Origin of the sequence: Gracilimonas amylolytica (assembly GCF_002911695.1) — a bacterium.
In the GTDB taxonomy this organism is placed as follows: domain Bacteria; phylum Bacteroidota; class Rhodothermia; order Balneolales; family Balneolaceae; genus Gracilimonas; species Gracilimonas amylolytica.
Genome location: NZ_PQBS01000010.1, coordinates 186,184 through 211,224, shown reverse-complemented (window position 1 = coordinate 211,224; position 25,041 = coordinate 186,184). Strand labels below are relative to the sequence as shown.

Genomic DNA, 25,041 nt, shown 5'->3' with positions numbered 1-25,041 from the left:
CCAGTTATGCAGTTAAGAACTAAAAAAGCTTGATTAAACACAAGTATTAAGTAACTGATCTGCTTTAATTTTGTTGCCAACTTCCTAGTTGGAGAAGCTTGTTTGGACCTCCTGGTCCGAGTATGGATAAGTACAACCTGATAACTCAGGAAGAAAGACCCGGTAAAAAAATCTGTAACTTCCTTCCAATTCACCTGCCTAAACTGAAAACAGGATCTACATTTATTGATAATTAAAGTGCATTTCAAGGAGAACAAATAGTACACTTTTGTTATACTAAGCGATAAATCTATAGTGTACAAATGAATAAACGCAACGAGTCATTCGACAAAAGAAATGAAGAGGCGATAGAGCTTGGGAGAAAGAATGTAGATTGCATCGAAAAAGCTAAAAAATGGTGTGAGCACCTCGAATGCAAAATGACTAGTGCAGGATTGCTTGCGGAAATGACTGGATTACCAATCGGCTCCATAAAACTCTCATGTAAACATGCAAAGCAATCATCGGAATCGATGAACTTACCATGGATTTTACCTGAGTTTGTAATTAAGAATTGCGACGGATGTAGCTATCACAAACCAAATGGGGGAGCTGAATGGGGAGAAAAACTCATAAGAGAAAATAATATTAGAGAGCAAAAAAATTACGAAAGGGAAGAAAGTGAAAAGGAAAGAAAAAGAGAGATAAGAGAAAGATTAAAAGCACTTCCAGAAGAGAAAAAGAATGAAGCTGACATTACCCAAAAGGAAATCTTTAATCTGTTTACAGGACTATTCTCTGATGAAGACCAAGAAAGAACTGAAAGTTTAGAGTCGATAATGAATGCAGCCAAGATTGCAAGTGATCTATTTTCAGATAGCTTGATTGAGATAATTGAGGAAAATTTAAGTCTAGAAGGCTACACCTCTATTTTCTTAAGAATTATATCTCAATTATCTGAGTCAGACTATTCAGTAAAAAGATTTAAAGTAGAAATAGAAAAATTAATAATAAAAAGAAAAGACTTAGAACTATCATCAGGCATTTATTTAAAGTGCTTCCCAGAATACCCACTAAAAAAAGAAATTATTGAAAGTCTCATATTGGGGCAATCACATGTCAGAGGGTTAATGGGTATGGGTGTAAGTCTCTATCCTAATTGTACTGAGCTTTTACTAAACTCATATAGAGAAAACCCAAAACAAATACTTAATAGATATGAGGAGTATTTAAATAGTGATAGAGACGGAGTACGTATAAATGCATGCGGTTCTTTGCTACAACTCCAGAAGATTGAGCCCGACATTGGTTTAAATTTAGTTGACAACTTAATCGACTCTATAGATAAACCATTATCACTAGACTATGACTCAGCCGATAGTCGAGCAAAAGACTGTATAATTGAGGCCTATATCAAAATGCCTGAAAAAGTTGATAAAAGGATTAGAGCTAAATTTGTGCAGAAGAGAGAAGCTGTACAAGATGAGATAGTAAACATTTATAGAAGGTTAGTTTTTAAAATAGAAAAACTAGAAATTGATGAAGAAATAAGAGAAAATATTGAAAAAAGAATCTATGCATTCACATTTGAAACTGCAAAGAATGACTCTTTAGAGCTTGAAACTCGTGCAGAAGCTGCAGAAGCTCTAGGAATGTTAGCTATTTATGGGGGTAGTATAGTCAATAAAAATATTGATTCAATTCTAGGCTACTATGCTTTAATATCTGAAGAAGACTATAAGGAGAAGCCCAAAATATTTCTTCCTTCAGATAAAACAGATCCATATTTAAAAGCCTTAGATAAGCAAAATAACGATCTTACCTGGGCAAGGCTGAAGTCCAATATTCTTGCAATAGTAAAGAAAACTGCCAAAAGATTTCCAGACAGTTTAGTTACAACACTTACAAATACCTACGATAGGTTAGATTCAAAAAAACACCAAAATTTTAAATCAGCCGTAATAAAGTTATTGGGAGTAGTCGGTTCAGACTATGATCTCAGAAAAGATGCATTGCCTTATATAATGAAAGCCTTAGTAGATTTTGAATCGCAATTATTGAGAGCAACAGCATTAGATAGTTTATACGATCTATTCAAGAGGGCAAAGAATAATCCTCCTAAAAATGTTATAGAAATGATCGTATTACATCTAGGAGATCAATACGTAATTGTTCACAAAGCTGCTATACGATGTGTTAAACACCATACTTACTGGTTTGATGGAGAGCTAGCCTATAATGTTTTATTAAGGCTACTCAATTTGTTAGATGTATATAGAGCATCACCTTTTGAAATAAAAGATATTGTTACAAGTCTTTTATCAATATCTAATCGTTTAAATGTTGGCAAAACGAAGTGTATTACGGAAGTAATAGATTGTCTTCCTACTAATGAATATTATATCGATAAAGATCTGATCGAAGAACTTTTAAGATATCTGACTCCAAAAGAAAAAGAAGCAGAACGTTTAGTACCCCATTTAATCAACTTCTTAATAAACTATAAACGCAGTTATAATTCGATTGGAGTCTCAATAGAAGAAAAGATTTTTAACTGGTTGATTGAATTAGAGCAGGACAAGTTTACAAAATATTCAGAATTGTTCCTTGACTCAGGAAAAAAGATCGCAAAAAGAGACATTTTTATAGTAAGGTATTTTGTAGCTGTTTTTGCAAAATTCAAATGTTATCAAGAAGAACTGTCATTGCTCAACCATGTAATCGAAGAATATAAAGGGGTAACTAGGCATGATGATTTATTAGAGATATATAAGCAACTAAGAGAGAATGCAAAATCCAATTCAGAGTTAATTTCCAATGCTAGTTGACTTAAAAAAAGCTGAAAATTCCGCAAAAATAATTAGTAAAATCAGAGCTTTACTTGAAGGAGACTTGATTTTAAAAGAATTAGACGAGGCTACTGAAAGCGTGCAAAATCTACTTCTTAAATTACCCGAAACGACGACGACAAACAACTGGAAGGTTTTATCATCCGGATTGAATCTCATGAGATCACGTTTAGCATTAATCAAAATTGCTGAAAATGATGATGGAAATATTCTAAGTGAGAAAGAAAAATTTAAGATTCTTAAAACAACTTTCAGGAGCGCCTGCAAGACTTTTCATCTGGAGTCTCACATTCAAGCAGTCTTTAATAAGGAAGAAGAGACAGATTTTAATTTGTCAGAAATGAAAAGTTTTTTACTGAACTTAGATTATCCTAGCCTCTATTTTACTGAAAAGAATAATCACAAAAATTCTACTCGGTTTCCGAAAAACAAGATTAATAAAAATAATAATTCAGGCTTACCTCTAATTAAATTAATAGCTTTTATTGACAAAACTCCTCATGTAAGCCCACAAATAGTACAACCGAGAATAAATCATGACTTAGAAATTGAAATTGAGGGTATAAATTGGCCAAAGAATGCTAAAAGTTTAGAATTTGATTTTTTGACAACATATCAAAAAGATGAATATTCAATTTCTGCTTTAAAGCTACCTAAACCTACACTTGATAAAGAGAATAAGTTTAAAGCTAAACTACATGGCAACATTATATTTCGATCAGAGCAAGGAATTCTTTCGGATAAAGTAATTTTTAAAACTAGAGGGGCATTTCAACTTGAGAATGGAGAAGAGAAAGAAGTTAAAATAATTGGACATTCTGAACTTAAATTTCGCGTTCTCAGCAAAAAGTCGATGAAAATCGATAGTGGTTATTCCGTCTTAGACTCTCATATCTATAATCTAATCACAGAATTGATTGAGAAGAATACAAGTATCAATGATTATATTGACGATTTATTAGAGGTATTAATAAGCTTAAACAACTTACTTGGAACTTATACACAAGGAGCTGTATTCAAGGAATCAGAAATAATATCTGAACCTGAATTCCAAAACAAATTAAGAGATGATTTAAGAGGGCTATTGGGTAAGAAAGTTGAAGAACATAAAAAGCAAGGAGGAGGATTTACAGATTTAGTTTATAAAGGAATTGTGATTGAACTTAAAGTCGAAAAAGAGAATGGTAACAGACAATATTTATTAAAAAAATACACTGGTCAACCTGTTCAGTATCAAGGAAGTGAAGGAAAACAAGTTAGTATTGTGGTTGTACTTGATTTAACAGAAAAAACCAAGCCAGTTGGTGATATTCGAAATAACATTCTAATTACTGATGTTGAAACTCATGGAGGCCATGATGAAGAGAAAAGGTTCCCTTCAAAAGCATTTCTATTTGTAATTGATGGTAATACGAAAAACCCAAGTGATTACTCAAGGTAATAGCAAAATATGGGACTTTAAAAAGCCGCCCTCTGCATTTCTAACTTTTTGTATCTGCTCATGCCTTCTATTACTGATTATGAAAGGTTTGACCCGGTTATTTCAGCCAGACTATCCACTATTTCACGTTCTATGGACTTAATATCAGACTCTATTTCACTGAGCTCACGAGGTGGTTTATATTCATAGAAGTGGCGGTTAATTGGGATTTCATAGCCAATTCTTGTTCTATCCCAGTCCACCCATGCATCCGGTACATGCGGAAGGACCTCTTCTTTCATATAAGCTTCGCAATAAGGCTTAATCAGAGGTAACAACTCAGATAAATCCGAATCTTTGTCGTACCCATAGGGAAGCGGTAAAGAAATATCCTCAGGGAGAGGGATGTTTTCAGAGTCTCTAAGATCGGTATCAGATTCAGGGTTCCCCTTGCTGTCTCTGCAAATTTCAGCATTTTGATCCTGTTCACCGATGGCCTTCCAGATGGCTTTTTTGATATTTGCTTTCAGCTTGATGTCTGCTTTCTTCATAGCCTCTTCCACGTCATCCAGGAACTTTTCTCGATCCATGTACAAATATCCGGTATCGAGGGAGGATAAGGCATCAATGATAGACTGTTGCAATTGTTCTCCCTCAGCAATTTCTTTTTTTCGGGCTGCCTTGTCTTTACGTTTCTTTGATTTTGCCAGGTTTTTAAAACTGGTTTCTTCCCACAGTTTCTGAAGTCTTTCCGGGGTAACCTGAAAGTTTAAGCGCAGAGGGCGTTCCACGGTTAATTTAATATATCCAAACTCATGATTACTGAAAATCTTGCTGTGATCATTCTCCTCAAAAGCTCCATAGATCCGTGTAATTTCATCAATTTGGTCATCCGAAATTTCATTACGCTTATGACCAAGGCTTTTGGACATCTTCTCATAATAATCGACCGCATTAATAAGCTGAATTTTTCCCTTACGGTTTTCTTCTTTTCGATTCGTGACAATCCAGATATAAGTATAGATACCGGTGTTATAGAAAAGCTGATCCGGCATAGCGATGATGGTTTCCAGCCAGTCATTTTCAATAATCCAGCGACGGATGTTACTTGGCCCGGAACCTGCGTCTCCAGAAAAAAGCGGAGAACCGTTAAAGACTATTCCTATGCGGGAACCACGACCACCTTTTTCAGGTGGACGGTCCATTTTAGAAATCATGTGTTGTAGGAAGAGTAGCGAGCCATCATTAATTGGAGGAAGCCCAGCGCCAAATCGTCCGTTGAAGCCTTTCTTATCGTATTCGTTCTTTACAACATCTTCTTCCGGCTTCCATTCTACACCATAAGGAGGATTGGCAAGCATATAGTGAAACGTTTCATCAGGAAACTGATCTTCTGTTTTTCCATCACCTAAGGTATCACCGTATTTAATGTTTTCGGGATTTTCACCCTTAATCAACATATCAGCAGCACAAATAGCCCATGATTCGTCATTATACTCTTGGCCAAATAGTCCAATATTCAAACCTTCACTATGCTCGTGAATATATTCTTCAGAAATTGAAAGCATTCCTCCTGTACCACAGGTTGGATCATAAATCTTGACTACAAGACCTTCGGTATTAAAGAAGTCATCATCATAAGCATATAGCGAATGGGTCATGAGGCGGATAACTTCACGAGGTGTGAAATAATCTCCGGCTTCTTCATTCGCCTGCTCATTAAATTTTCGAATGAGTTCTTCAAATATATAACCCATTTGAAGGTTGCTTACCGCATCTGGACTGAGGTCAATTTTGGCAAACTCCTTCATTACCTTAAACAGGCGATTTGATTCATCCAGCTTGTCAATTTCTGCCTCAAATTTAAACCGCTCTATAATTTTCTGAGCATTGGGTGAAAAGCTCTTGATGTAATTCTTTAGGTCCTGCCCAATGTTTTCATGTGCAGCCACCATCTTATCAAAAGTTAGAGGGCTCGTGTTATAAAATTTATGCCCAGCCTCTTTCTCCAACATCTTATCTAAGGTCTTCTGCGGATAGCCCTCATCTTTAATTTCTTCGTACTTGGCAATTACTTTATCCTTGGTAGGCTTAAGAACCGAATCCAAGCGCTTTAAAACCGTCATTGGCAGCATGACCTTTCGGTATTGAGGAGGTCGGTATGGCCCCCTTAAAAGGTTAGCAATGGTCCAGATGAAATTAATGTGATCGGTGTGGTTATCGGGCATGGGTGAAGGCTAAGTTATTAAGTCTAAATTTTTTTCTATTACTATTTTCATTTGAACCTTGCTCAGGATCTACTGGAAGGGTAACAGTTATATGTATCATCGTCCAAGGTAGATTAAAAAAGAGCATAAATTATAATAAATCCCAAATAAGTATGAAAAATGGTTCTATCTAATTAAATAGAAAGGACAAAAAATTAAATTACACATGGAAGGTACTGAGCTTAATTTCAGACAACTACTCATAGCCCTTATTTCAGAGAAAAAAGCCATAGCTAAAGTTCTGAAAGGACAAGAAAAGTATGACAAACTTTTAAGTGAAATCAGCAAGTACGACATTGATGACGATGAGCCTTTGCCAAAACAGAAAGATCTTTTAAAAACTTTGGGCATAAAACGTAAAGCACTCATTGCTTTGATGCGAGAAATGTATGATAAATTCTGTTCCGGGATATCAAGACATGGGAATTATCCAATTGAAGAAGTAGAGATACTTATCTGTGCATCAAACATGCACGAAGATTATTGGATGATAAGCCCCGAAAGACTGGGTTTCTTGCCGAATGTGGGTGACCGGATTACTATTCCTTTCTTACGGAATAATATGAGTGGAGGTGGCTACTTTAAAGTCAGGGATATTAGCCATGAAATCGAAAATCAAAAGCACATCATCGTCATTTCCATTGACGATAATATACTTGATCGAGACTAATTAGGCTTAATTAGGCAAAAAACCTGACTGATTAGGCAGATTGTGCTGTACAGCCATAGGCTGTTGTTTAACGAATTGGTTTACATTGAATCCTTGTAAGTGCGGATTCAATTATAACATACCGCAAGCTCCAAAGCTTGTGATTACTTAATACAGAGGCTATATTAAGAGTAATGTCAAAAAAATCGACTACATATAAAAAGTTCACAATCAATCTTGTTTTGATTGCGCTATTTCTATGTACCCTATTTGGCAATGGCCTACATCTGCACTCCGTTTTTAATCATTTGTTCGATCATGGAGACATTCATACGTATGTACATGTACATCCGGTTGATACAGATCATAGCCACAACTTAGAGTTTGATGATAAAGATGCCCACCAACATCCAACGGCTACTGTTGATTTAACGGGTACGTTGACTCAGAAAACTTCTACTAAAGCATTCAGCGAAAGAAATATCCTTTTTGAATTTGTTGAATCTCCACGAGTACCCAAGATTATAGATCAGAACCCGGAATTACTGGATTTACCCCCGCCGGACTTTATCAACTCACCCGAAGATTTTCCTCCTCTCTTTTTACGCGGCCCACCTCTGGGATAATACTTCCCTTTACCAGATAGCATCTCTTATCAGCTATCTCCATTAACATTCTATAACCATTAATACATCAAATTTATGAATTCATCCAAGTGGTGGATCTTGTTTTTGGTATTCCTATGGGTACCATTACAGGTTCACGCCCAATCCCAAACCCTTTCCTTAGAGGACGTTGTTGAACGGTTCAAGCAACACAGTCTCCAGCAAGAACTGGCAGAGCTTGACAAGCTTCGAAAGCAGGGAACGGCTCAACAGTATAAATCGTACATGAATCCCGAGGTCAGCATCTTCAGCGAGCAGCTCAATTCCGGCACGCTCGATTATGATGAAACGACCTACCAGATCTCGCAGCCGATTGAACTGCTGGGTCAGCCGTTCCTCCGAAACAAAAGTGCTAATAAAAGCAGTGAGGCCGCTGAATTTAGCTATGAGTATAACCGCTCGGTTCTCATACAACAAGTAAAAAGCTTGTATGCCGAATATTGGTTTTTACAGCACAAATTTCAGGTATATAACCAAGCACTTGATGTTATTCACGAAGTGTTGGCATCAGCCATAGCCCGACAAACGGAAGGCACTGAGTCAGGTCTTCAGGTGCAGCGTTTTACGGTGGAAAAAAATCGGTACTTGCGTATGCGCAATGAAGTTGAGCTGGAAATGATGCAAACAGGGAAGCAACTGGCTTCTATGATCACTACTTCGGAAGAAGCCGGCTTTGACTTTCAGGTGGAAGCTGATTTGCCGGTGGAGCCGATCATGGAAGATTCGGAAACACTGAAACAGTACGCCCTGGAATACCGGGCCGATTTACAAGCTATTGAGCTGGAAGCAGAAGCTCTCGGACTTAAATACAAAGTCGAAAAACGAGAACGTCTGCCGGACTTAAAGGTGAATTTCGGCTATAAAAATCAGTCGGACGGCTCGGAAGGTTTTGTAATTGGCGGGGGCATACAACTGCCCATCTTTAACCGAAACAGTGGAAATATCACCGTAGCGAAGGCAGAACAAAGAAGTGTAGAAACGTCTCTACATATTCAACGACGAGCTATTCGCGATCAGGTGGATGTGGCCTATCAACGCGTTCAGAATTTATACACGCAGTGGCAGGAGATGCAACAGCATTCACTTTCTGCTGAAATGTTGGAAACGGCACGATCTGCTTATCAGGAAGGACGTTATTCGCTGGTTGAATTGCTGGATGCCACCAAGGCTTACGTAGATGGTCGTAGCCTTCAGCATCGAATCACTGCAGATTACCAACAAGCTCTTTTTATGCTCGATACCATCACTTCAGGAAAAATATTCTCAACTCAAAACACTTCAGAACAATGAAAAATTTATTCACAGTACTCTTTGTAAGCATTGCATTTATTATCACCGGTTGCGGCTCAGAACAAGAATCACACAGTCATGGCGAGGACGGGGATCACACCCATGAAGCTCCGGCTCAACAATCATCAGGTGATGACAGTGATGCTGTTCGTATTGGAGGTGGAGACCACCATTCAGCAGAAGATGACTCAACTCATGCTCACGATGAAGAAGGCGACCATAGTCATGAGGAAGATGGGGATCATACGCACGAAGAAGATACCCATTCTCACGGTGATGAAGAACACAGCCACTAAATCCCAACCATTCAACAAACTTATCACGCACAAATTTTGAAGCAATGAAACATCTTATAACATTACTAATTCTAAGTACATCCCTGTTGATGATGGGGTGCGGTGGTGGCAGTGACGAAGATCATAGCCATGGAGAAGACGGTGACCATACCCACGAGCAGCCCGCCCAGCAAGCACAGGAAGAAGACAGCCATTCCCATGAAGGTGAAGACGCCCATAGTCATGGGGAGGATGCCCAACTGGAGGGAGCCGGAGTGATCACACAATGGACGGATAAAACCGAACTGTTCATGGAATATCCCGAACTGATTGTAGGTCAGGAAGCCACCTTCGCCGTTCACCTGACTCGCCTTTCAGATTTCAAACCCATTTCTGAATCCGAAGTGCAGTTTGTGTTTAGCTCTGAAAGGGGCAACGAAGGTTCTCTTACGGAAACGGAAGTGCAAATTCCGGGCATTTATGGACCGGATGTAGTTTTTGACCGGGCAGGACGATATGACCTTACCATAATTATTCAAGGGATGGTAGATGATACCCTTCAGGTGAATGGTATTCCCGTTTATGCATCCGCAGAAGATGTTCCAGCAGCTCATGAGGAAGAAGATCCAAATCTGATTTCCTTTTTGAAAGAACAACAGTGGAAGATCCCTTTTGCCACTCAAAAAGTTGGACGGCATACTTTATCTGAAAGTGTAGATGCACACGGAGAACTCAAGCCGGTACAAAGCAGAGAAGTTACGGTTTCGGCACCTTTTTCAGGGATCATCCTGAGCAGCGCCAATCAAAGCCTACCCGTTGAAGGGCAAGACATCAGCAAAGGTACCTCGCTAGTGCAGTTAAATCCATCCATTCAATCTGCCGATGGAGAAAACTATGCCCAGCAGTTTATCAATGCGCATTCACAACTGTCTTTGGCCCAAAAGAACCTGGAGAGGTCGAAGCGGTTATATGAAAAAGAGGCCATACCGGAAGTAGAACTGGAAAAAGCCCGGATTGAATACCGTCAGGCGCTCACTCAGTTTCAGACGATCAACGAGATCGCTCAAATTGATACTTCAACGGTAGATACCTATGGCGACTCAGAGTCCTCTTACCGATTTGAAATGAAAGCACCGATCTCCGGAACCGTGGTAGAAACCTATGTACGACCCGGTATGCAGGTAAAAGCCGGAGAGCCTCTGTTTCGAATTGTCGATATGAGCAAAATGTGGCTGAGTGTGCATGTTCCGGCTGCTGAACGAACAGCTATTCAAAATCCCGGCGCTGCTGTTTTTTATGTGCAGGGGAATGAGAAAATGTACGGTATGGACGAGGTTAACGGACGCTTGCTTAGCGCGGGCAAGCAAGTGGAACCCCAAACACGAACGCTTTCGCTGATCTATGAAATTGATAATCGAGAAGGATTACATAGCGGACTCTTTGTAACCGCTGAAATCGACACCGATCAAAAAGAAAACGTGGTCGCCATCCCGGAATCAGCCCTTATAGAAGAGGAAGGAAACTTTGTGGTGTACGTGCATGTAGCCGGGGAGTCATTTGAGAAACGCCCAATTACAACAGGCATCAGAAACCGCGGCTGGGTGGAAGTAATTTCTGGCCTGGAAGAAGATGAACACATCGTAACGACCAATGCCTACCAGGTCAAATTGGCTTCGTTGTCTTCTGAAGCGCCTGCACACGGACATGCTCATTAATCAGACTAAGGAAATTATATTATGTTAGATGCAATAATCAGAGGATCGTTAAAATACCGGCTAATTGTGCTGGTGAGTTCGGTGGTCATTTTGGCCGCCGGAATTTATATCGTGGACCGGATGCCGGTAGACGTATTTCCGGATCTCACGGCTCCCACCGTAACGGTAATGACCGAAGCCCATGGGCTGGCCCCGGAAGAAGTAGAACGACTGGTAACCATCCCGGTCGAGACGTCGGTAAATGGAGCGACGGGCGTGCGACGGGTTCGCTCGTCCACCGCAAAAGGTATATCCATTGTATGGGTCGAATTTGACTGGGGCACCGATATTTTCAGGGCCCGTCAAATTGTGAATGAGAAACTGCAGCTGGTAGCAACCAGTCTGCCCGAAGAAGTCCCGCCGCCCATTATGGCACCGATCTCCTCCATTATGGGAGAGATCATGCTGGTGAGTGTGAACAGCGATGAGCACTCTGAGTTGGAAGTGCGAACAGCCGCCGACTGGGAAATCAGAAGAAGGCTTTTGGCTATTCCAGGAGTGGCTCAGGTCATCCCCATCGGGGGTGGGCAGAAACAATATCAGGTGCGGGTTAGCCCTGAAAAACTGAAGCAATACAACATCACCTTAGATCAGGTACTTCAGGCAACTGAGCAGGCCAATGAAAACTTTTCCGGAGGTTTTTTCAGGGAATACAGTCAGGAGTACACTATTCGTGGTATAGGCCGGGCGTATTCGGTGGAGGACCTGGAGCAGTCGGTCATCACTCAGCGCAATAACATTCCGATCACGATCGGCGATGTAGCTACGGTTGAGATTGCAGCCGCTCAAAAGATCGGGGATGCCTCGGTGAATGCTGAGCCGGCGGTCATTATTTCCATCCAAAAACAGCCCGGTGCAAATACCCTGGAACTAACTTCCCGCGTAGATGAAACCTTAGCACAGATTGAGTCGAGCCTGCCTGCCGGTTTTGAGATCAACACCCACCTGTTTCGACAGGCTGAATTTATTGAACTCGCAATAGATAACGTCATTGAAGCCCTGCGGGATGGGGCCTTTTTGGTGATCGTGATCCTGTTTCTGTTCTTGGGGAATTTCCGCACCACCTTGATATCACTTACCGCCATTCCATTAGCACTGATCTTTTCGATCTTCGTGCTGGAATTCTTTGATATTACGATCAACACGATGACCTTGGGCGGGATGGCTATTGCCATTGGGGTGATCGTGGATGATGCCATTATTGATGTGGAAAACGTGTTCAGGCGGCTCAGGGAAAACTCAAAACTGCCGGAAGCTAAGCAGAAACCGGCCATTGACGTGGTATTTGAAGGGTCGAAGGAAATTCGATCATCCATCATTAATGCCACACTGATCATTATGATCGTTTTTCTACCGCTATTCTTTTTAAGTGGAATCGAAGGACGCATGCTACAACCATTGGGACTGGCTTATATCATTTCCATCGGGGCTTCATTAGTCATTGCCATGACCGTTACTCCGGCCATGTGTTATTACCTGCTACCGAGCCAGGCCTCCAAAGGAAAACTGGAAGAAAGCTGGTTCACCAACAAGTTAAAATCAGGCTATGAGCATGTGTTGAATGTAGTACTTCGCGTCAAGAAGACCGTTCTGATTGGAACCTTGGTGCTGTTTCTTGGAACATTAGTGGTGTTGCCATTTCTGGGAAGGTCATTCCTCCCCGAGTTCAATGAAGGTACGTTGGTGATCAGTGCAGTGACCATTCCAGGAACCTCACTAACCGAATCCAATGCCATTGGAAAACGAATTGAGGAGATCCTGCTGGAGCACCCGGCCATTGAATCAACCTCTCGACGTACCGGTCGAGCCGAACTGGATGAACACGCACAGGGCGTGAATGCTTCTGAGATCGATGCGGAACTGGATATTCCGGAAGGAACGACCAAAGAACAAGTGTTGGCTGAGATTCGGGAAGACCTGAGTGTAGTTTCAGGAACCAACATCACTATTGGTCAGCCCATTGGCCACCGCATTGACCACATGCTTTCCGGGACGCGCGCCAACATTGCCGTGAAAATCTTTGGTACGGATTTATTCAGGCTTCGGGCACTAGCTGAGGAAGTGCGCGGACAAATGGAAACGGTAGAAGGTGTGGTTGATCTGTCGGTAGAGCAGCAACAGAATGTGCCACAAATTCAAATTCGTCCCGATCGCCGGGCATTGGCTCGCTACGGAATTACCATTCAACAACTTGCTGAGATGGTGGATGTGGCTTTTGCTGGTGAAGTGGTCTCGCAGATACTGGAAGGCGACAAGATGTTCGACCTGCTGGTTCGCTTCGATGAAGATCATCGGGGGAGTATAGAAGCAGTACAGAAAGCAACCTTTAACCTAGAAGACGGAACCATTGTGCCGCTAGCTGAACTGGCTTCGGTGACATCCCGAAGTGGTCCTAATACCATCAGCCGAGAGAATGTGCAGCGCAAGATCGTGGTCTCAGCTAATGTCGCGGGTAGAGATCTGCGTGGTACCGTGGATGAGATCCGGGCCAATGTAGCTCAGAACGTAAGCTTCCCGCAGAGCTATTTTGTTGAATACGGCGGACAGTTTGAAAGCGAAGCACAGGCCACCCGGACTATTTCGTTGCTAAGCATTATTGCTATCGCGGCGATTTATCTGTTATTGTACCTGGAATTTGGTTCTCTCAAAACCGCCTTGTTGGTCATGGTAAACCTTCCATTTGCATTAATCGGCGGAATTTACACGGTACTGTTTACCAGCGGTATCATTTCCATTGCCTCATTAGTCGGCTTTATCACCTTATTTGGGATTGCCACAAGGAACGGTATTCTGATGGTATCCCATTACCAACAGTTACGGAAAGAAGGGAAAGAATTTCTGCAAGCCATACGTCAGGGCGCGATGGAACGACTCAATCCTATCCTGATGACCGCACTTACCGCAGGGCTCGCCCTTATACCGCTGGCACTTGCTGCCGGAGAACCTGGCAATGAAATACAATCTCCTATGGCACAGGTAATTCTTGGTGGACTATTGAGTTCAACTTTGCTGAACATGGTCGTCATCCCGGCCCTGTTGGCACAGTTTGAGACGGAATAAAAAAAGTAAAAAGGCTGAGAAACTCAGCCTTTTTATTAATAATAGATCAATTTATTCCAGTATGAACAGATTGAATAATCAACAAGCCCGATTTGTACAATACAAGTCGGGCGTTGTTTCTAGGGCTTAAAAACAGGAATATCTAATTGTTATGATAATGAAGATGTAGGATCTATTAGATCGCAGCTAATTAGCCTTAATTAGGCAGAAAACCGGACTGATTAGGGAGGTTGGTCTGTACAGCCATGGCTTTTTGTTTAACGAATTGGTTTACATTGAACCCCTGTAACTGCGGGTTCATCGAAGGATTGAAGTATTTATAGACTAATAAGGTGATGGCCAATCCGGTACCGGCTCCAATTCCTGCACCTGAAGCATTATCTGTCACGGCCTGACCAACGATCGCACCTAAGGCTGTCAGTCCACCTGCGATAATTGCCCTGCTCTGTGGGGTATCGTTTTCTAACGCTTTCTTTAAAATTAACGGAAGGGTAATCATGCCAACCGGTCTAACATAATCTTCTCCTTCAGGTAGAAGAGAATAGTTGTGATTTACGATGTTTGGTCGATCATTCTTTGGTTTCTTAGCCTTATTTAGGTTGAAATTAGGCAAATTAGGGTGGCTTTGAGTGGGATTCTCTCTTTTAATGCTATCCGGTTTACCGGAAAGAATATGCCCAGGAACTTCAAATCCTTTCACCCGACCTGATTTTGTTTCGATGGCCCAATCCCCCACGGGGTATCCCATACAGTTATAGCCTTTCTTTACGGCTTCTGATAAAGTTGGAGGTGTAACCCCTAAAACTTCGGCCAATTGTTTTCCTTTTAGAAAGATTCGGGTATCGGTAGATGAGATGGTTGTATCGTTTGTTTTCATAATGAATCATCCTGATTAAATAAGTAGGTTAGTAGAGCAATGATACCGCCGGTAAGCAGCGCTTGCTTTAACCCATTAATGAATTGTTGTTTTTGATTATTTCCTTTGGCCTCATCCAACCTTCGCTTGAGCTGTATCATGGATGCCAAGGCAAAATCATTAGGAAGGGCTGTGCCTCGTTCCCATTTAAGAACTGCTTGTGCGGTAACACCGAAGTACTTGCCAAATTTGGCTAAACTCCAGCCTAACTCTTCCCTTAATTGTGTGATTTCTTCTGGATTCATGATGATTGAACATACGAATTATTCCGATAAAAATCATCTTAGTTGTTAACTAAGTTAACAATATATGTTTATAAAAAGATGGAAGGTGGCCAACAATTTTCGGTTCAGGAAGGACAAGAATTCACGCTCAGAATTTCGGGAAAGAGGGAAGCGTTTGTGAATTGAATTCATGTGAACCCCGTTCAAATGCTTCAATAACGGGGGTACATTTAGTAGTACACGAAATTTGAAATCAACCTCTAAAGTGCTTTAAACCAAATATTTATCGTGACTTCGGATCAGAAGGTTGAGGGTTCGAATCCTTCCGGGCGTACATAGACGTACTAACGCCAAGCTCTAAGATATTTACTTACAATATCTTAGGGCTTTTGTGTTTTTAAGAGCGGCCAACATATGGCAAACATTTTCACTTAAATGATTTTCATTGCGTCCTTGAAGTATTATCTGAAAAAGGAGTCATTCTAAAATAAGTTGAATACATAATTTCCCAATTATTTTTAGAGTGTATTGTAACAATACCTTATATCTGACTAATAATTTCGGTCATGACTTTTGTGTAAGCTTGTTCTTGTTCATACCTAATCTCTGGTCGTAGCAAAGCCATAATATCCCCGGTAAATTCATTATCCTGCATCTTCTCTTCCAGATTAAGCTCAAATTCACGGGCTGTAGGTGCTTTGTTGTCTTCCTGATCCATGTAGGCATGAAAACACTCAATGATTTTGTCGATGTCCAGATCAAGGTTCTCAATAGCATAATGTAGATCAAATAAATCTCGTCCCTTCTTTCGCTGGTATAACGCTCTGAGTTTGGTGCCTAAAAGCTCTTCCGGCAGGTAGCTTGTCACTTCTGCACTGCCCTGATACCAAGGGTTATCCACTGAAAAAATTTCTTTCTGTAACCCCAACACATTGAAGTGTTCCCGTGTATTGATTTCAATTTTTACCCTCATGCTCGGTGGGGGACTTACTTCCGTCTCAAATTGATAATATACCGTACAGTTATGTTCATTCAGTTTTACTTGCCGGTCATCTTTCCCACCCAGGAATATTAATTGATCCCGAATAGCTTCAAGCATGGGTTTGGCAGGACCAGAATGTAACTGTACCAAATCAATATCTTCAGAATACCTTGCCTGTGGGCTTAAGAATAATTTATGGAGAGCTGTACCTCCACGGAATGCGAGGTTTTTCTTCAAAAAATCATTGGAAAAGATCTCTACAACGGCTCTGGAAATAACCAAATCCTGTTCAACCTGTGAAGATTCAGTCCAGGGAGCTACAGACCGCCAGGCATCTATATACGCTTTAGGGATCATAGTTCGTCAACCTCTACCTTCATATTTGGTATTATTTTCCAACGGTTTGGTGTTTTTTGATTCTCACTTTCTGTCTTGGGATTTAACTGAGCTGGGTAGTATTTCCGGCTGTCTAATACAATATGTATGGCATCAGCCAGTGTGGTTTCCTGAAGAACCTCATCAAGCAAAAAACCTAAGCGTTGAAGGGTTGTCGTTTGAGAAAAATCCTCTGCGGTTTTTGTCAGTGTGTCTGGTTTCAGCTCAATGACTAATTCGGCCAAAACCGTGGTGGCTCGGTTTATGCCCCCGATACGGTCTGAGTAAAAGACTAAATCAAGAGCCGTTAATGCCGGACTCGAAATATTTATGTAACCCGCATCTGTTTTCTGCTGAGATACAAAATCAGTATTCCAACCTTTTTTCAGGCAAAAGACAATAGATTGCTGCTTGTTTTTGATTGGTCTTAAATAAGGAGGCTCAGAGACTACGAATTGTGTTTGTGGCTGTTGATGAGCGGCTCCATAATACATAGCTGCGGTTAGGAGTCCCACATAATAATCCCTTTCCAAGAATTTCATCAGGTCATCAATGAAATAGCTCAATGGCAGGGTTTGGCGGGATGCGTATTCCGGAGGGATGATTAGGTAGAATTCATTTCGCAGTCTAGCCACTCGGTTTTTATGTAATAACCGCTGTATTGTTTTTTTAAACGCATTTTCAGTGAGATGAAATTTTTCAATTACTTCATTAGAAGTAAAGGTAAACCGGCCCCGGCTTCTCATTTCATCCAGATAAACGTCTAAATATTCGTAGTGAGTATCACTCATAAATTTTAGTTTCTAACTGCAAAAAGGGTTGAAGTTCCACCCGTTTTGCAGTTAAGAACTAAAAAAGACGGCTTAAATACAACTATAAAGTGATTAAGTTAAGATTCTTGGAAAGTATCAGAGGCGCTGAGTGTCGTGTTTCTTGAAATTAAATTTTCGGACAAGCTATCGGACGGTAACGGACATTAATAGGCAGTGTAAGTGAAGTAATTTGTAATCAAATCTTTCATTTGCCTTCACTTCACCCACTTAAACGAAAAACTGAATCTGTTTCTAATGATCAATAAAGGGTGTTTAAGTGTAATAGAATGAACACTTTTGCTTTCTTCCGGGCGTACATAGACGTACTAACGCCAAGCTCTAAGATATTTACTTACAATGTCTTAGGGTTTTTGTGTTTTTAGGAAGTGCATAAAACTAAGAAGATTGATCATTAGATTTCCGATTATCCACAATCCTTTTATCGATAAGTTTACCCTCTTCAAACATTAAAAAGAGGTCCTTTTCATAAACTGAAGCATATCCCATATGTACATATTGCAGCCTATATCCGGTTGGGATTCGTACTTCACCGGTAAACCATTCAGCAAATACTTCTTGTTGACCCGGGAAGAGAGTTTCAACTCCCTTCCTGGAATCATGAGATAGGTTGATCTTTAAATTTGTCAGGTAGAGTTTGTCATCCTTTACTTCCCACTCGCCCATGTAACCCCGCCGGCATGCTGTTCCAAGTGAATTCAATTGGACCTGAAGATCGTATCTATTTCTTAGATATGAATTCAGCGGTTCAGCAGCCATACTGAGGGTTCTTCCCTCATATTTGATGGTTTCTTTGATTTGAGCCGTCATGCAAAAGAAATTTGATCGGTATAAAAGATATTTGAATATCTAAATCAGAAGTAAATCGGTTTGTTTTAATTGAACTAAGATGATAACATTGTTAGGATTATCGTTTCCAAAAATTAAAATAGCACAGAGAAGTTTTGCCTATAAAAAATTTAAAAGTAATTACAGGGATACTTTTACTCACTTTTTGCCTGTTGAATGGCTCCATTCAGGCACAGATTCTCTATCAGGACACCGAACACTTTTCCACTTTTGACTGGACCCAAAATCTGAGGTTTCAGATCCTTGATAAGAGTCATGCCTACGGGACTATCTTGTATGATCGTGGATTTTCAAGAGTCCTTACTCCGTTGACCAAGCATGAATATGAGCTCGATATGATGGGGCAGGAGTATTTCTTTGGGGATCAGTTTGCCTGGCATAAAAATGGCCAACAAGGTTTAAGAAGCCGGTTCTCCAGTTATGATAAGGGTCGATGGGCGGTATTTACAGAACTTCATGTAGACAGTGAGTTATCAGATAAATCAGCCATTGGGCTAAGTACCCACCTTCAGCAACATGGAAGAGCGGAAAGAGCCTTGTTTGAATTTACCTACAAAAGGAAACTCTCAGAAAGACAGAGTCTCTATTTTCAACACACGGTGGCTGAATTCAAGCGTGACCTGGACCTGACGTTGTCGTACCGGTATCAGGGAGGTGAGATGGGTGACTTTCGATTTGATTTCACTTATCAGGATTACCTGAACAACGTGGTTAACAAAGTGGGGAATGATGCCTATTTCCAGACGCCGGAAGAAGCGGCCATGAATTTTCAGGAGCAGATCAAATCACCCAATACCCTTTTTCTGGGAAGGTGGAACAGTCCGGGTGATCAGAGATTCCATTGGGATCTGAGTTTTATCGTTCAGCCGCCGGTCAAGAAGAATATCTTCAATAATGCAGAAGATGAATTTTCGGTGGATAGCAGGGAGTGGCTTTATGTGCTGAATGGAGTCGTGGATGTAAATGTGGGGCCGGTCACCGTTGGAGTGTTTGGATACAAGACCTTCAACAATGAGGAAAGAAACGGAGTGGCAGATCAAAACCGGGTGGATTACACCGCAAAGCAGAATAACTATAAAGTGGGATTGGTGGCAAAAGGCAAGGCCTGGAAATGGACTCCATTGCTCAGGATCTCACGAGAATATTATAACGATTTTCAGTCTGGCGAAAATGGCGGGGTTTCGGTAGTCGATCAGGAATTTGACCTGAAAGAACGCCGCTGGATGCTGGATGCCGGACTGATGTACAAGGTAAGTCCTAAGTTGTCCATCGCTTCGCGATATCAGTCACAATTGCGAACTACCAATGAAGACCTGAATGCTCTGCAAGCATCAGAAGAAATTCATAACCTCGTGCGCAACTGGGGACAGTTTTATATCAATACCGGCCGCAGGGTAGATAACAGGGTGACACTGCATATCAACATGCATTTGCACAGAAAATTCAAACTGCAGCTGTTCGGTGCCTTTGATCTGGATGCCGACACCAATCGTTATGTGGATCGCATTCAACGCTTCGACAAAGGCGGCGCAAAAATGGTGGTAGTTCTGGATTAAGTGGGTACTCGTTGAATATCAAACCTGGAATTAGCGCAGGCGTCGTCCCGAAAGTCGGGATGCGGTGGCTAGTTAGAGCAAAGTTGGTTGCCCATCTAAAACTACCAAAGATTTCTCCGCTCCACTCACTCGCCTTTGGGGCTCGTTCCTTCCGGTCGAAATGACAAGCGGGGGAGTGAATAGGGGGCAATGGTGTAATTACCGCGTCTTCTCCCCTAAGTTTAGGGGAGAAACAAAGAGGGGTTGCAGATATGGGCAACCGGGTATGAATATGCAAGATCCTTCGCTCCCTCAGGATGACGGGTTTTTTATGTTTTGTAAGCTTGGTTGCCTAATTCAGGCATAAACCAATCTCAAACCTGGAATTAGCGCAGGCGTCGTCCCGAAAGTCGGGATGCGGTGGCTAGTTAGAGCAAATTGGTTGCTCATCTAAAACCACCATAGATTTCTCCGCTCCACTCACTCGCCTTAGGGCTCGTTCCTTCCGGTCGAAATGACAAGCAGGGGAGTGAAGCTGGAGCTTCACAGTAGTCGTTACGAAGGAGGACCTTCGTAACGAGGCTCTATGGGTGGTGAATACGGGCAGCCATATTTAATCAAGCGTCCTCCTCCTTGTTAAGGAGGAGACAGAGGAGGTCGTGATTGGGGCATCCAGCTATGAATAGGCAAGATCCTTCTCCGCCAGCCGGCGGATCAGGATGACGGCCTTGTTTATTGAATATTGAAATGAATTTCTTCCACAAATTTTATACTCTTGGCGAAAAGTAAACCTAAAATTTGATCAAAAAATGAATCAACTGATACTATTGCATGGGGCATTGGGGACCTCCGATCAAGTGAAGCCTTTAGCCGATAAGCTGAATGCGGATCGCCCCGTACATTTGCTTAATTTTGAAGGTCATGGTACAGAAGCGGTTTTGGAGCGACCATTCCGGATGGAGCACTTTGCCGAAAACGTGCTGAATTATATGGAGGAAAACTCAATCGAAAAAGCTGATTTGTTTGGGTATAGCATGGGAGGTTATGTAGCATTGTTGTTAGGATTACATCACGGGGATCGGATTGGAAAGATCTCAACCCTGGGGACGGTATTGAAGTGGTCGCCTGAGGTTGCCGGCCGGGAGGTTAAATTCCTGAACCCCGCGAAGATCACAGAGAAAGTGCCACAGTTTGCGCAAGAGCTGGACAGACGTCACCCGGGCAGCTGGAAGCAGGTTACTTCCAAAACCAAAGAGCTGTTAACAGACCTGGGCAAGGAACACCGAATTAAGGATTCAGATTGGTCAGATATTAAAAATAAAGTGAGAATACACGTAGGAGACCGGGATCAAACGGCAGGACTTGCTCAAAGTATCGACGTTTACAACGCACTTCCGAATGGGGAGTTAGTAGTGCTTCCAAATTCTCCACATCCCATAGAAAAGGCGGATATGGACCTTTTAGTTGCTTCCTTGAATGGTTTTTATATTAGCTGAGGGTGCTATATCCTCGTTTGTGCGGTACAGAATATAAATTCTCTGTCTGAGACTAATACATAGACAGGCAGTATAAATTCGCAAAGAGTCGTCTGACGGATTGGGTGATAGCCCGGTGAGTTTTATAATCGAGTCTATAGCCCAACCTCTGAACGACATCCTATACTGTTTCACCTGCCACGCAGAGGTTCTTTGTTTTTCTTTCTTACCCCGGGATAAATCCCGGGGCTAAAGATGTCATCCCGTTGGGATGAGACCACGAAATAATATGGTTTCTGGTCATCCGTCTAAGGTCTAATAAAAATTCGTTCGTTCAGTCCATCGCCATTCGGTGAACCGGTCGTTCAATAACCACCAAAGATTTCTCCGCTCCACTCACTCGCCTTAGGGGCTCGTTCCTTCCGGTCGAAATGACAAGCAGGGGAGTGAATATTGGCAATGAGGTATAATCAGGCGTCCTCCTCCTTGTTAAGGAGGAGACAGAGGAGGTCGTGATTGGGGCAAGGAGGTATGAATAGGCAAGGTCCATCGTTGCCTCTGGATGACGGCTTTTTGTGCTTGTGTGGTTTTGGTTGCTCATTTTTAATCACCATAGATTTCTCCGCTCCATTCACTCACCTTAGGGTTCGTTCCTTCGACAGCAGGTGAGTGAATATTGGGAATGAGGTATAATCAGGCGTCCTCCTCCTTGTTAAGGAGGAGCCAGAGGAGGTCGTGAATAGGGCAACCAGCTATGAATAGGCAAGGTCCATCGTTACCTCTGGATGACGGGCTTTTTGTGCTTGTGTAAATTTGGTTGCTCATCTAAAACCACCATAGATTTCTCCGCTCCACTCACTCGCCTTGTGGGCTCGTTCCTTCGACAGCAGGTGAGTGAATATTGGCAATGAGGTATAATCAGGCGTCCTCCTCCTTGTTAAGGAGGAGACAGAGGAGGTCGTGATTGAGGCAACCAGCTACGAATAGGCAAGATCCTTCTCCGCCAACCGGCGGATCAGGATGACAGCTTCTTTTGGTTGTTTGAATTTGTTTGCTCAGTACATACCACTAAAACCTAATTACTTATCACTTATCACTTATCACTAAAACCTAAACACTAAAAACTCCCCACCCTATCTCCCGAAGTTATATCTGAAATTGACCCGAATTGTTCGGCTTGACCAGCTGAAATCGCTTCTTGTGTAAGTAAACGGCTCAATGATCTCACGGTCGCCATTTCTGGTGTTAAAGAGGTCACGCACGTTGACCGAAATAGTGGCTTTATCATCCAAAAGCTTGCGGGACAGGCCGCTTCCCACAAATGAACGAGACGGCCGGCGGCCCTGTGTGGTGGCACTTGCCCCGCGGTAGTAGAAATAGGATTGAAAATTCCAGTTATCTAGGAAAGTCCAGCGGACTCTGAGCCGGCTCGTGAAATTATCCGACTCACTGTCGTACACCACGCCCTGAAATTCTCCTTCCGATTCCGACTGATACAGATTCACGCTGCCCGAAAGCTGCAGGTTTTCAGTGATATCCTGATCGGCTGAAAGTTCGATCCCCCAGGCATCTTCCGTAGCCAGGTTGATGGGCGTTCGCGTTGTAATACCGTTTTCCTCAATAATGGAAACCCGCTCGATCACCTGCGTGCGGTGGCGGTAATAAAAGCTGGTAAGTAAAGAACCGGTCTCCCAATATCTCAGGTATCCGACCTCATAGGAATCGCCGAATTCAGGTTTGAGATCAGGGTTTCCGGTTCTTCGATTTCTGTTATCGGTGATCTCGGTGTAGGGTAACAGGTACCATGACCTCGGGCGCGAGATCCTGCGGCTGTAACTCGCCTGAACGGAATTTTGTTCGTTCAAAGTATAGGAAAGAAATAAGCTTGGAAACAAGTCCAGATAATTTTGGTCACTGCCCTGACCACTGTTGGTGAGTTCCGTTTCAATACGCGTATTTTCGGCCCGCACACCCATTTGATAGGTGAAAGGCTTCAGTTCACCGGAATAGATCGCATAGGCAGAATTTACATTTTCCAGATACTCGAAGTTGTCCGTGGCGCCAAATTCTTCAGAGGCTTCCACCCAGTTATTATTCACAAATTCTTCCACCAGGTAATCACTGTCCTCAGTTTCATAGTTGAACCGAAATCCGGCCTCAAATTTATCGTTTTCCCGAATGGGACGCTCATAATCCACATCCATCCGGAGGTCACGGTAGGTTTCGTTACCAAAGGTGCGCTGTCGCTCCTCATCTCCGGTTCCGGACACGATCCGCTGATCCAAAAGGGAATTTTCATCTTCCACGCCCCATTCGAAATCGGCATCCGCTCTTAGCATGTGATCGTCATTCCCGCCAAAGATCTTTTCGTACTGTATGCGGGCTTCGTAATCAGATTCATTTTGCTCATCATTGACTTCCCGGATACTTTCCGCTATGACCGGCCAGCTGCTATTTACAGATCGATAGACCTCGTCATTCAGCGGGTCGTAATCCGTGTAATTCACGTTTCGGTCTTCCTCGCCTGTCTCAAGGTTAAGGCGACCCTCCACGGTCAGGACCTGATCTGCCGGAAGAAAGATATCGGCCCCAAGGTCTATGCTTCCTTCGATCTCTTTCTCATCCCAGTCACTGCTTTCGGAATAGGCAAAGGTGGTATCGGCACTGAAACTCTGAAAGGTTCGGCTTGAGCGCGGATCCTGTTCATATTCAAGCTGTGTATTCACGAACCAGTTGATGTTCTTTCGCTGATAATTCAGGTTCACCCCAACCGAATGATCTTGTGGAATACCGGTGTTGAGCCGAACGCTGCCATTAAATCCTAACTCGGCATTATCTACCAGGATGATATCAATAATACCGCCCGTGCCGTTGGCCGAGTACCGTGCAGAGGGATTGGTGATGATCTTCACTTCTTCGATCAGTCCGGCCGGAATACTGCTGAGGGCATCAGTTCCATTTCGAACCAGATTGGATGGCCGCCCATTGATGAGTATCTGCACGCCCTGATTACCCCGTAGGCTCACATTTCCTTCAAAATCAGTGGTGATGGAAGGCACGTTATCCAACACATCCAGGGCTGAACCGCCAAGACTCGTCACATCTTCCTCCACATTGAAAGTCCGGCTGTCGAAATTCATTTCCATGTAAGAACGCTGCCCCTGAACTTCCACCTCACCCAACTCAGATTGTGTGGGTTGCAGACGGATGGTCCCCAGGTCAATATCCTGCCCGGATGCCACCTCAAGTGGTTGTTCATGATCCTGAAACGATAAAAAAGAAATGCGAAGCAGGTAATTCCCGGGATCTACCTCAAGGTTGAAGTCGCCGTTTACATCGGTCACCGTACCGGATAGTGGGGTTTCCGGGGCATCCTCATCATACACCGCCACGGTAGCATTGATCAGGGGTTCCGACTCATTATCAACCACCTGTCCGGTGATCTGAACATCCTGAGAAAATACCGACGCCGGCAGCAGTAAAAGTAAGGTAATTAGTGTTGAAAACGTGACTGAAAGTCGTGAAGTCATAGTTATAAGTTGGTTCATAGGGCTTTCACAACTAAAACTACGAACTCACCGTTGGAATCATTCTCCATCTAAATCGGATTTATTCCATTTTTACAATTTTGTGCATGTGGCTAATTG

Annotated in this window: 17 protein-coding genes; 10 read left to right on the top strand and 7 right to left on the bottom strand. The window is 42.5% G+C overall.

The genetic code is table 11. From position 1 onward, the window contains the following. The first annotated feature begins 302 nt into the window (after positions 1-302). Positions 303-2,807 (top strand): hypothetical protein, encoded by a 2,505-nt coding sequence (locus C3B73_RS03275; protein WP_103664204.1) that lies wholly within the window; start codon positions 303-305, stop codon positions 2,805-2,807. Continuing rightward, on the top strand, positions 2,797-4,269 hold the full coding sequence (locus C3B73_RS03270; protein WP_103664203.1) for a hypothetical protein: 1,473 nt from the start codon (positions 2,797-2,799) through the stop codon (positions 4,267-4,269). The genes C3B73_RS03275 and C3B73_RS03270 overlap by 11 nt, the downstream gene beginning before the upstream one ends. 77 nt (positions 4,270-4,346) lie before the next feature. On the opposite strand, the gene C3B73_RS03265 is transcribed toward C3B73_RS03270, so the two are convergent. Next, positions 4,347-6,476, bottom strand: coding sequence for a type I restriction-modification system subunit M (locus C3B73_RS03265; protein WP_103664202.1), 2,130 nt, complete (start codon positions 6,474-6,476; stop codon positions 4,347-4,349). A 205-nt stretch (positions 6,477-6,681) separates the two neighbouring features. Between C3B73_RS03265 and C3B73_RS03260 the strand changes: the two genes are divergently transcribed. From C3B73_RS03260 to C3B73_RS03235, 6 genes are all read left to right on the top strand, one after another. Beyond that, positions 6,682-7,185 carry a hypothetical protein gene (locus C3B73_RS03260; protein WP_103664201.1) on the top strand — a complete coding sequence of 168 codons (504 nt, stop codon included), beginning with the start codon at positions 6,682-6,684 and terminating at the stop codon, positions 7,183-7,185. 173 nt (positions 7,186-7,358) lie between these two features. Then, entirely contained in the window at positions 7,359-7,790 is a 432-nt protein-coding gene (locus tag C3B73_RS03255) for a hypothetical protein (protein ID WP_157939409.1), read from the top strand. A 75-nt stretch (positions 7,791-7,865) separates the two neighbouring features. Further along, on the top strand, positions 7,866-9,119 hold the full coding sequence (locus tag C3B73_RS03250) for a TolC family protein (RefSeq protein WP_103664199.1): 1,254 nt from the start codon (positions 7,866-7,868) through the stop codon (positions 9,117-9,119). Then, on the top strand, positions 9,116-9,415 hold the full coding sequence (locus C3B73_RS03245) for a hypothetical protein (protein ID WP_103664198.1): 300 nt from the start codon (positions 9,116-9,118) through the stop codon (positions 9,413-9,415). The genes C3B73_RS03250 and C3B73_RS03245 overlap by 4 nt, the downstream gene beginning before the upstream one ends. Before the next feature lie 44 nt (positions 9,416-9,459). After that, positions 9,460-11,109 (top strand): efflux RND transporter periplasmic adaptor subunit, encoded by a 1,650-nt coding sequence (locus tag C3B73_RS03240; protein ID WP_103664197.1) that lies wholly within the window; start codon positions 9,460-9,462, stop codon positions 11,107-11,109. A gap of 21 nt (positions 11,110-11,130) precedes the next feature. Next, the gene (locus C3B73_RS03235; RefSeq protein WP_103664196.1) at positions 11,131-14,208 is read left to right on the top strand and encodes an efflux RND transporter permease subunit; all 3,078 of its coding nucleotides are present in this window, start codon (positions 11,131-11,133) and stop codon (positions 14,206-14,208) included. Positions 14,209-14,404: 196 nt separating this feature from the next. Here the strand turns inward: C3B73_RS03235 and C3B73_RS03230 are convergent, their stop codons facing one another. The 5 genes from C3B73_RS03230 to C3B73_RS03210 form a co-directional block, all read right to left on the bottom strand. Further along, positions 14,405-15,085 carry a glycine zipper family protein gene (locus C3B73_RS03230; protein WP_103664195.1) on the bottom strand — a complete coding sequence of 227 codons (681 nt, stop codon included), beginning with the start codon at positions 15,083-15,085 and terminating at the stop codon, positions 14,405-14,407. Continuing rightward, positions 15,082-15,369 carry a helix-turn-helix domain-containing protein gene (locus tag C3B73_RS03225; RefSeq protein WP_103664194.1) on the bottom strand — a complete coding sequence of 96 codons (288 nt, stop codon included), beginning with the start codon at positions 15,367-15,369 and terminating at the stop codon, positions 15,082-15,084. The genes C3B73_RS03230 and C3B73_RS03225 overlap by 4 nt, the downstream gene beginning before the upstream one ends. A 520-nt stretch (positions 15,370-15,889) precedes the next feature. After that, entirely contained in the window at positions 15,890-16,687 is a 798-nt protein-coding gene (locus C3B73_RS03220) for a nucleotidyl transferase AbiEii/AbiGii toxin family protein (RefSeq protein WP_103664193.1), read from the bottom strand. After that, on the bottom strand, positions 16,684-17,496 hold the full coding sequence (locus tag C3B73_RS03215) for a type IV toxin-antitoxin system AbiEi family antitoxin domain-containing protein (RefSeq protein ID WP_103664192.1): 813 nt from the start codon (positions 17,494-17,496) through the stop codon (positions 16,684-16,686). The genes C3B73_RS03220 and C3B73_RS03215 overlap by 4 nt, the downstream gene beginning before the upstream one ends. A 417-nt stretch (positions 17,497-17,913) precedes the next feature. Further along, complete coding sequence (locus C3B73_RS03210; protein ID WP_103664191.1) at positions 17,914-18,345, bottom strand: hypothetical protein; 432 nt, start codon at positions 18,343-18,345, stop codon at positions 17,914-17,916. Between the two features lie 134 nt (positions 18,346-18,479). On the opposite strand from C3B73_RS03210, the gene C3B73_RS03205 reads away from it, so the two are divergent. Both C3B73_RS03205 and C3B73_RS03200 read left to right on the top strand, forming a co-directional pair. Further along, positions 18,480-19,940, top strand: a complete 1,461-nt coding sequence (locus C3B73_RS03205; protein WP_157939408.1) for a hypothetical protein — start codon at positions 18,480-18,482, stop codon at positions 19,938-19,940. A 788-nt stretch (positions 19,941-20,728) separates the two neighbouring features. After that, positions 20,729-21,415, top strand: coding sequence for an alpha/beta fold hydrolase (locus C3B73_RS03200; protein WP_103664189.1), 687 nt, complete (start codon positions 20,729-20,731; stop codon positions 21,413-21,415). Between the two features lie 1,112 nt (positions 21,416-22,527). Here C3B73_RS03200 and C3B73_RS03195 read toward each other — a convergent pair. After that, a complete protein-coding gene (locus tag C3B73_RS03195) occupies positions 22,528-24,924 on the bottom strand; it encodes an outer membrane beta-barrel family protein (protein ID WP_198597260.1) in 2,397 nt (798 codons plus the stop codon). Positions 24,925-25,041: the final 117 nt, after the last annotated feature.

Bases quoted from the DNA above. Each gene is read 5' to 3' on its own strand.
- C3B73_RS03210 (WP_103664191.1), bottom strand. From the start codon at position 18,345: ATGACGGCTCAAATCAAAGAAACCATCAAATATGAGGGAAGAACCCTC.
- C3B73_RS03240 (WP_103664197.1), top strand. From the start codon at position 9,460: ATGAAACATCTTATAACATTACTAATTCTAAGTACATCCCTGTTGATG.
- C3B73_RS03215 (WP_103664192.1), bottom strand. From the start codon at position 17,496: ATGAGTGATACTCACTACGAATATTTAGACGTTTATCTGGATGAAATG.
- C3B73_RS03225 (WP_103664194.1), bottom strand. From the start codon at position 15,369: ATGAATCCAGAAGAAATCACACAATTAAGGGAAGAGTTAGGCTGGAGT.
- C3B73_RS03275 (WP_103664204.1), top strand. From the start codon at position 303: ATGAATAAACGCAACGAGTCATTCGACAAAAGAAATGAAGAGGCGATA.
- C3B73_RS03195 (WP_198597260.1), bottom strand. From the start codon at position 24,924: ATGACTTCACGACTTTCAGTCACGTTTTCAACACTAATTACCTTACTT.
- C3B73_RS03260 (WP_103664201.1), top strand. From the start codon at position 6,682: ATGGAAGGTACTGAGCTTAATTTCAGACAACTACTCATAGCCCTTATT.
- C3B73_RS03270 (WP_103664203.1), top strand. From the start codon at position 2,797: ATGCTAGTTGACTTAAAAAAAGCTGAAAATTCCGCAAAAATAATTAGT.
- C3B73_RS03230 (WP_103664195.1), bottom strand. From the start codon at position 15,085: ATGAAAACAAACGATACAACCATCTCATCTACCGATACCCGAATCTTT.
- C3B73_RS03235 (WP_103664196.1), top strand. From the start codon at position 11,131: ATGTTAGATGCAATAATCAGAGGATCGTTAAAATACCGGCTAATTGTG.
- C3B73_RS03255 (WP_157939409.1), top strand. From the start codon at position 7,359: ATGTCAAAAAAATCGACTACATATAAAAAGTTCACAATCAATCTTGTT.
- C3B73_RS03200 (WP_103664189.1), top strand. From the start codon at position 20,729: ATGAATCAACTGATACTATTGCATGGGGCATTGGGGACCTCCGATCAA.
- C3B73_RS03250 (WP_103664199.1), top strand. From the start codon at position 7,866: ATGAATTCATCCAAGTGGTGGATCTTGTTTTTGGTATTCCTATGGGTA.
- C3B73_RS03265 (WP_103664202.1), bottom strand. From the start codon at position 6,476: ATGCCCGATAACCACACCGATCACATTAATTTCATCTGGACCATTGCT.
- C3B73_RS03220 (WP_103664193.1), bottom strand. From the start codon at position 16,687: ATGATCCCTAAAGCGTATATAGATGCCTGGCGGTCTGTAGCTCCCTGG.
- C3B73_RS03245 (WP_103664198.1), top strand. From the start codon at position 9,116: ATGAAAAATTTATTCACAGTACTCTTTGTAAGCATTGCATTTATTATC.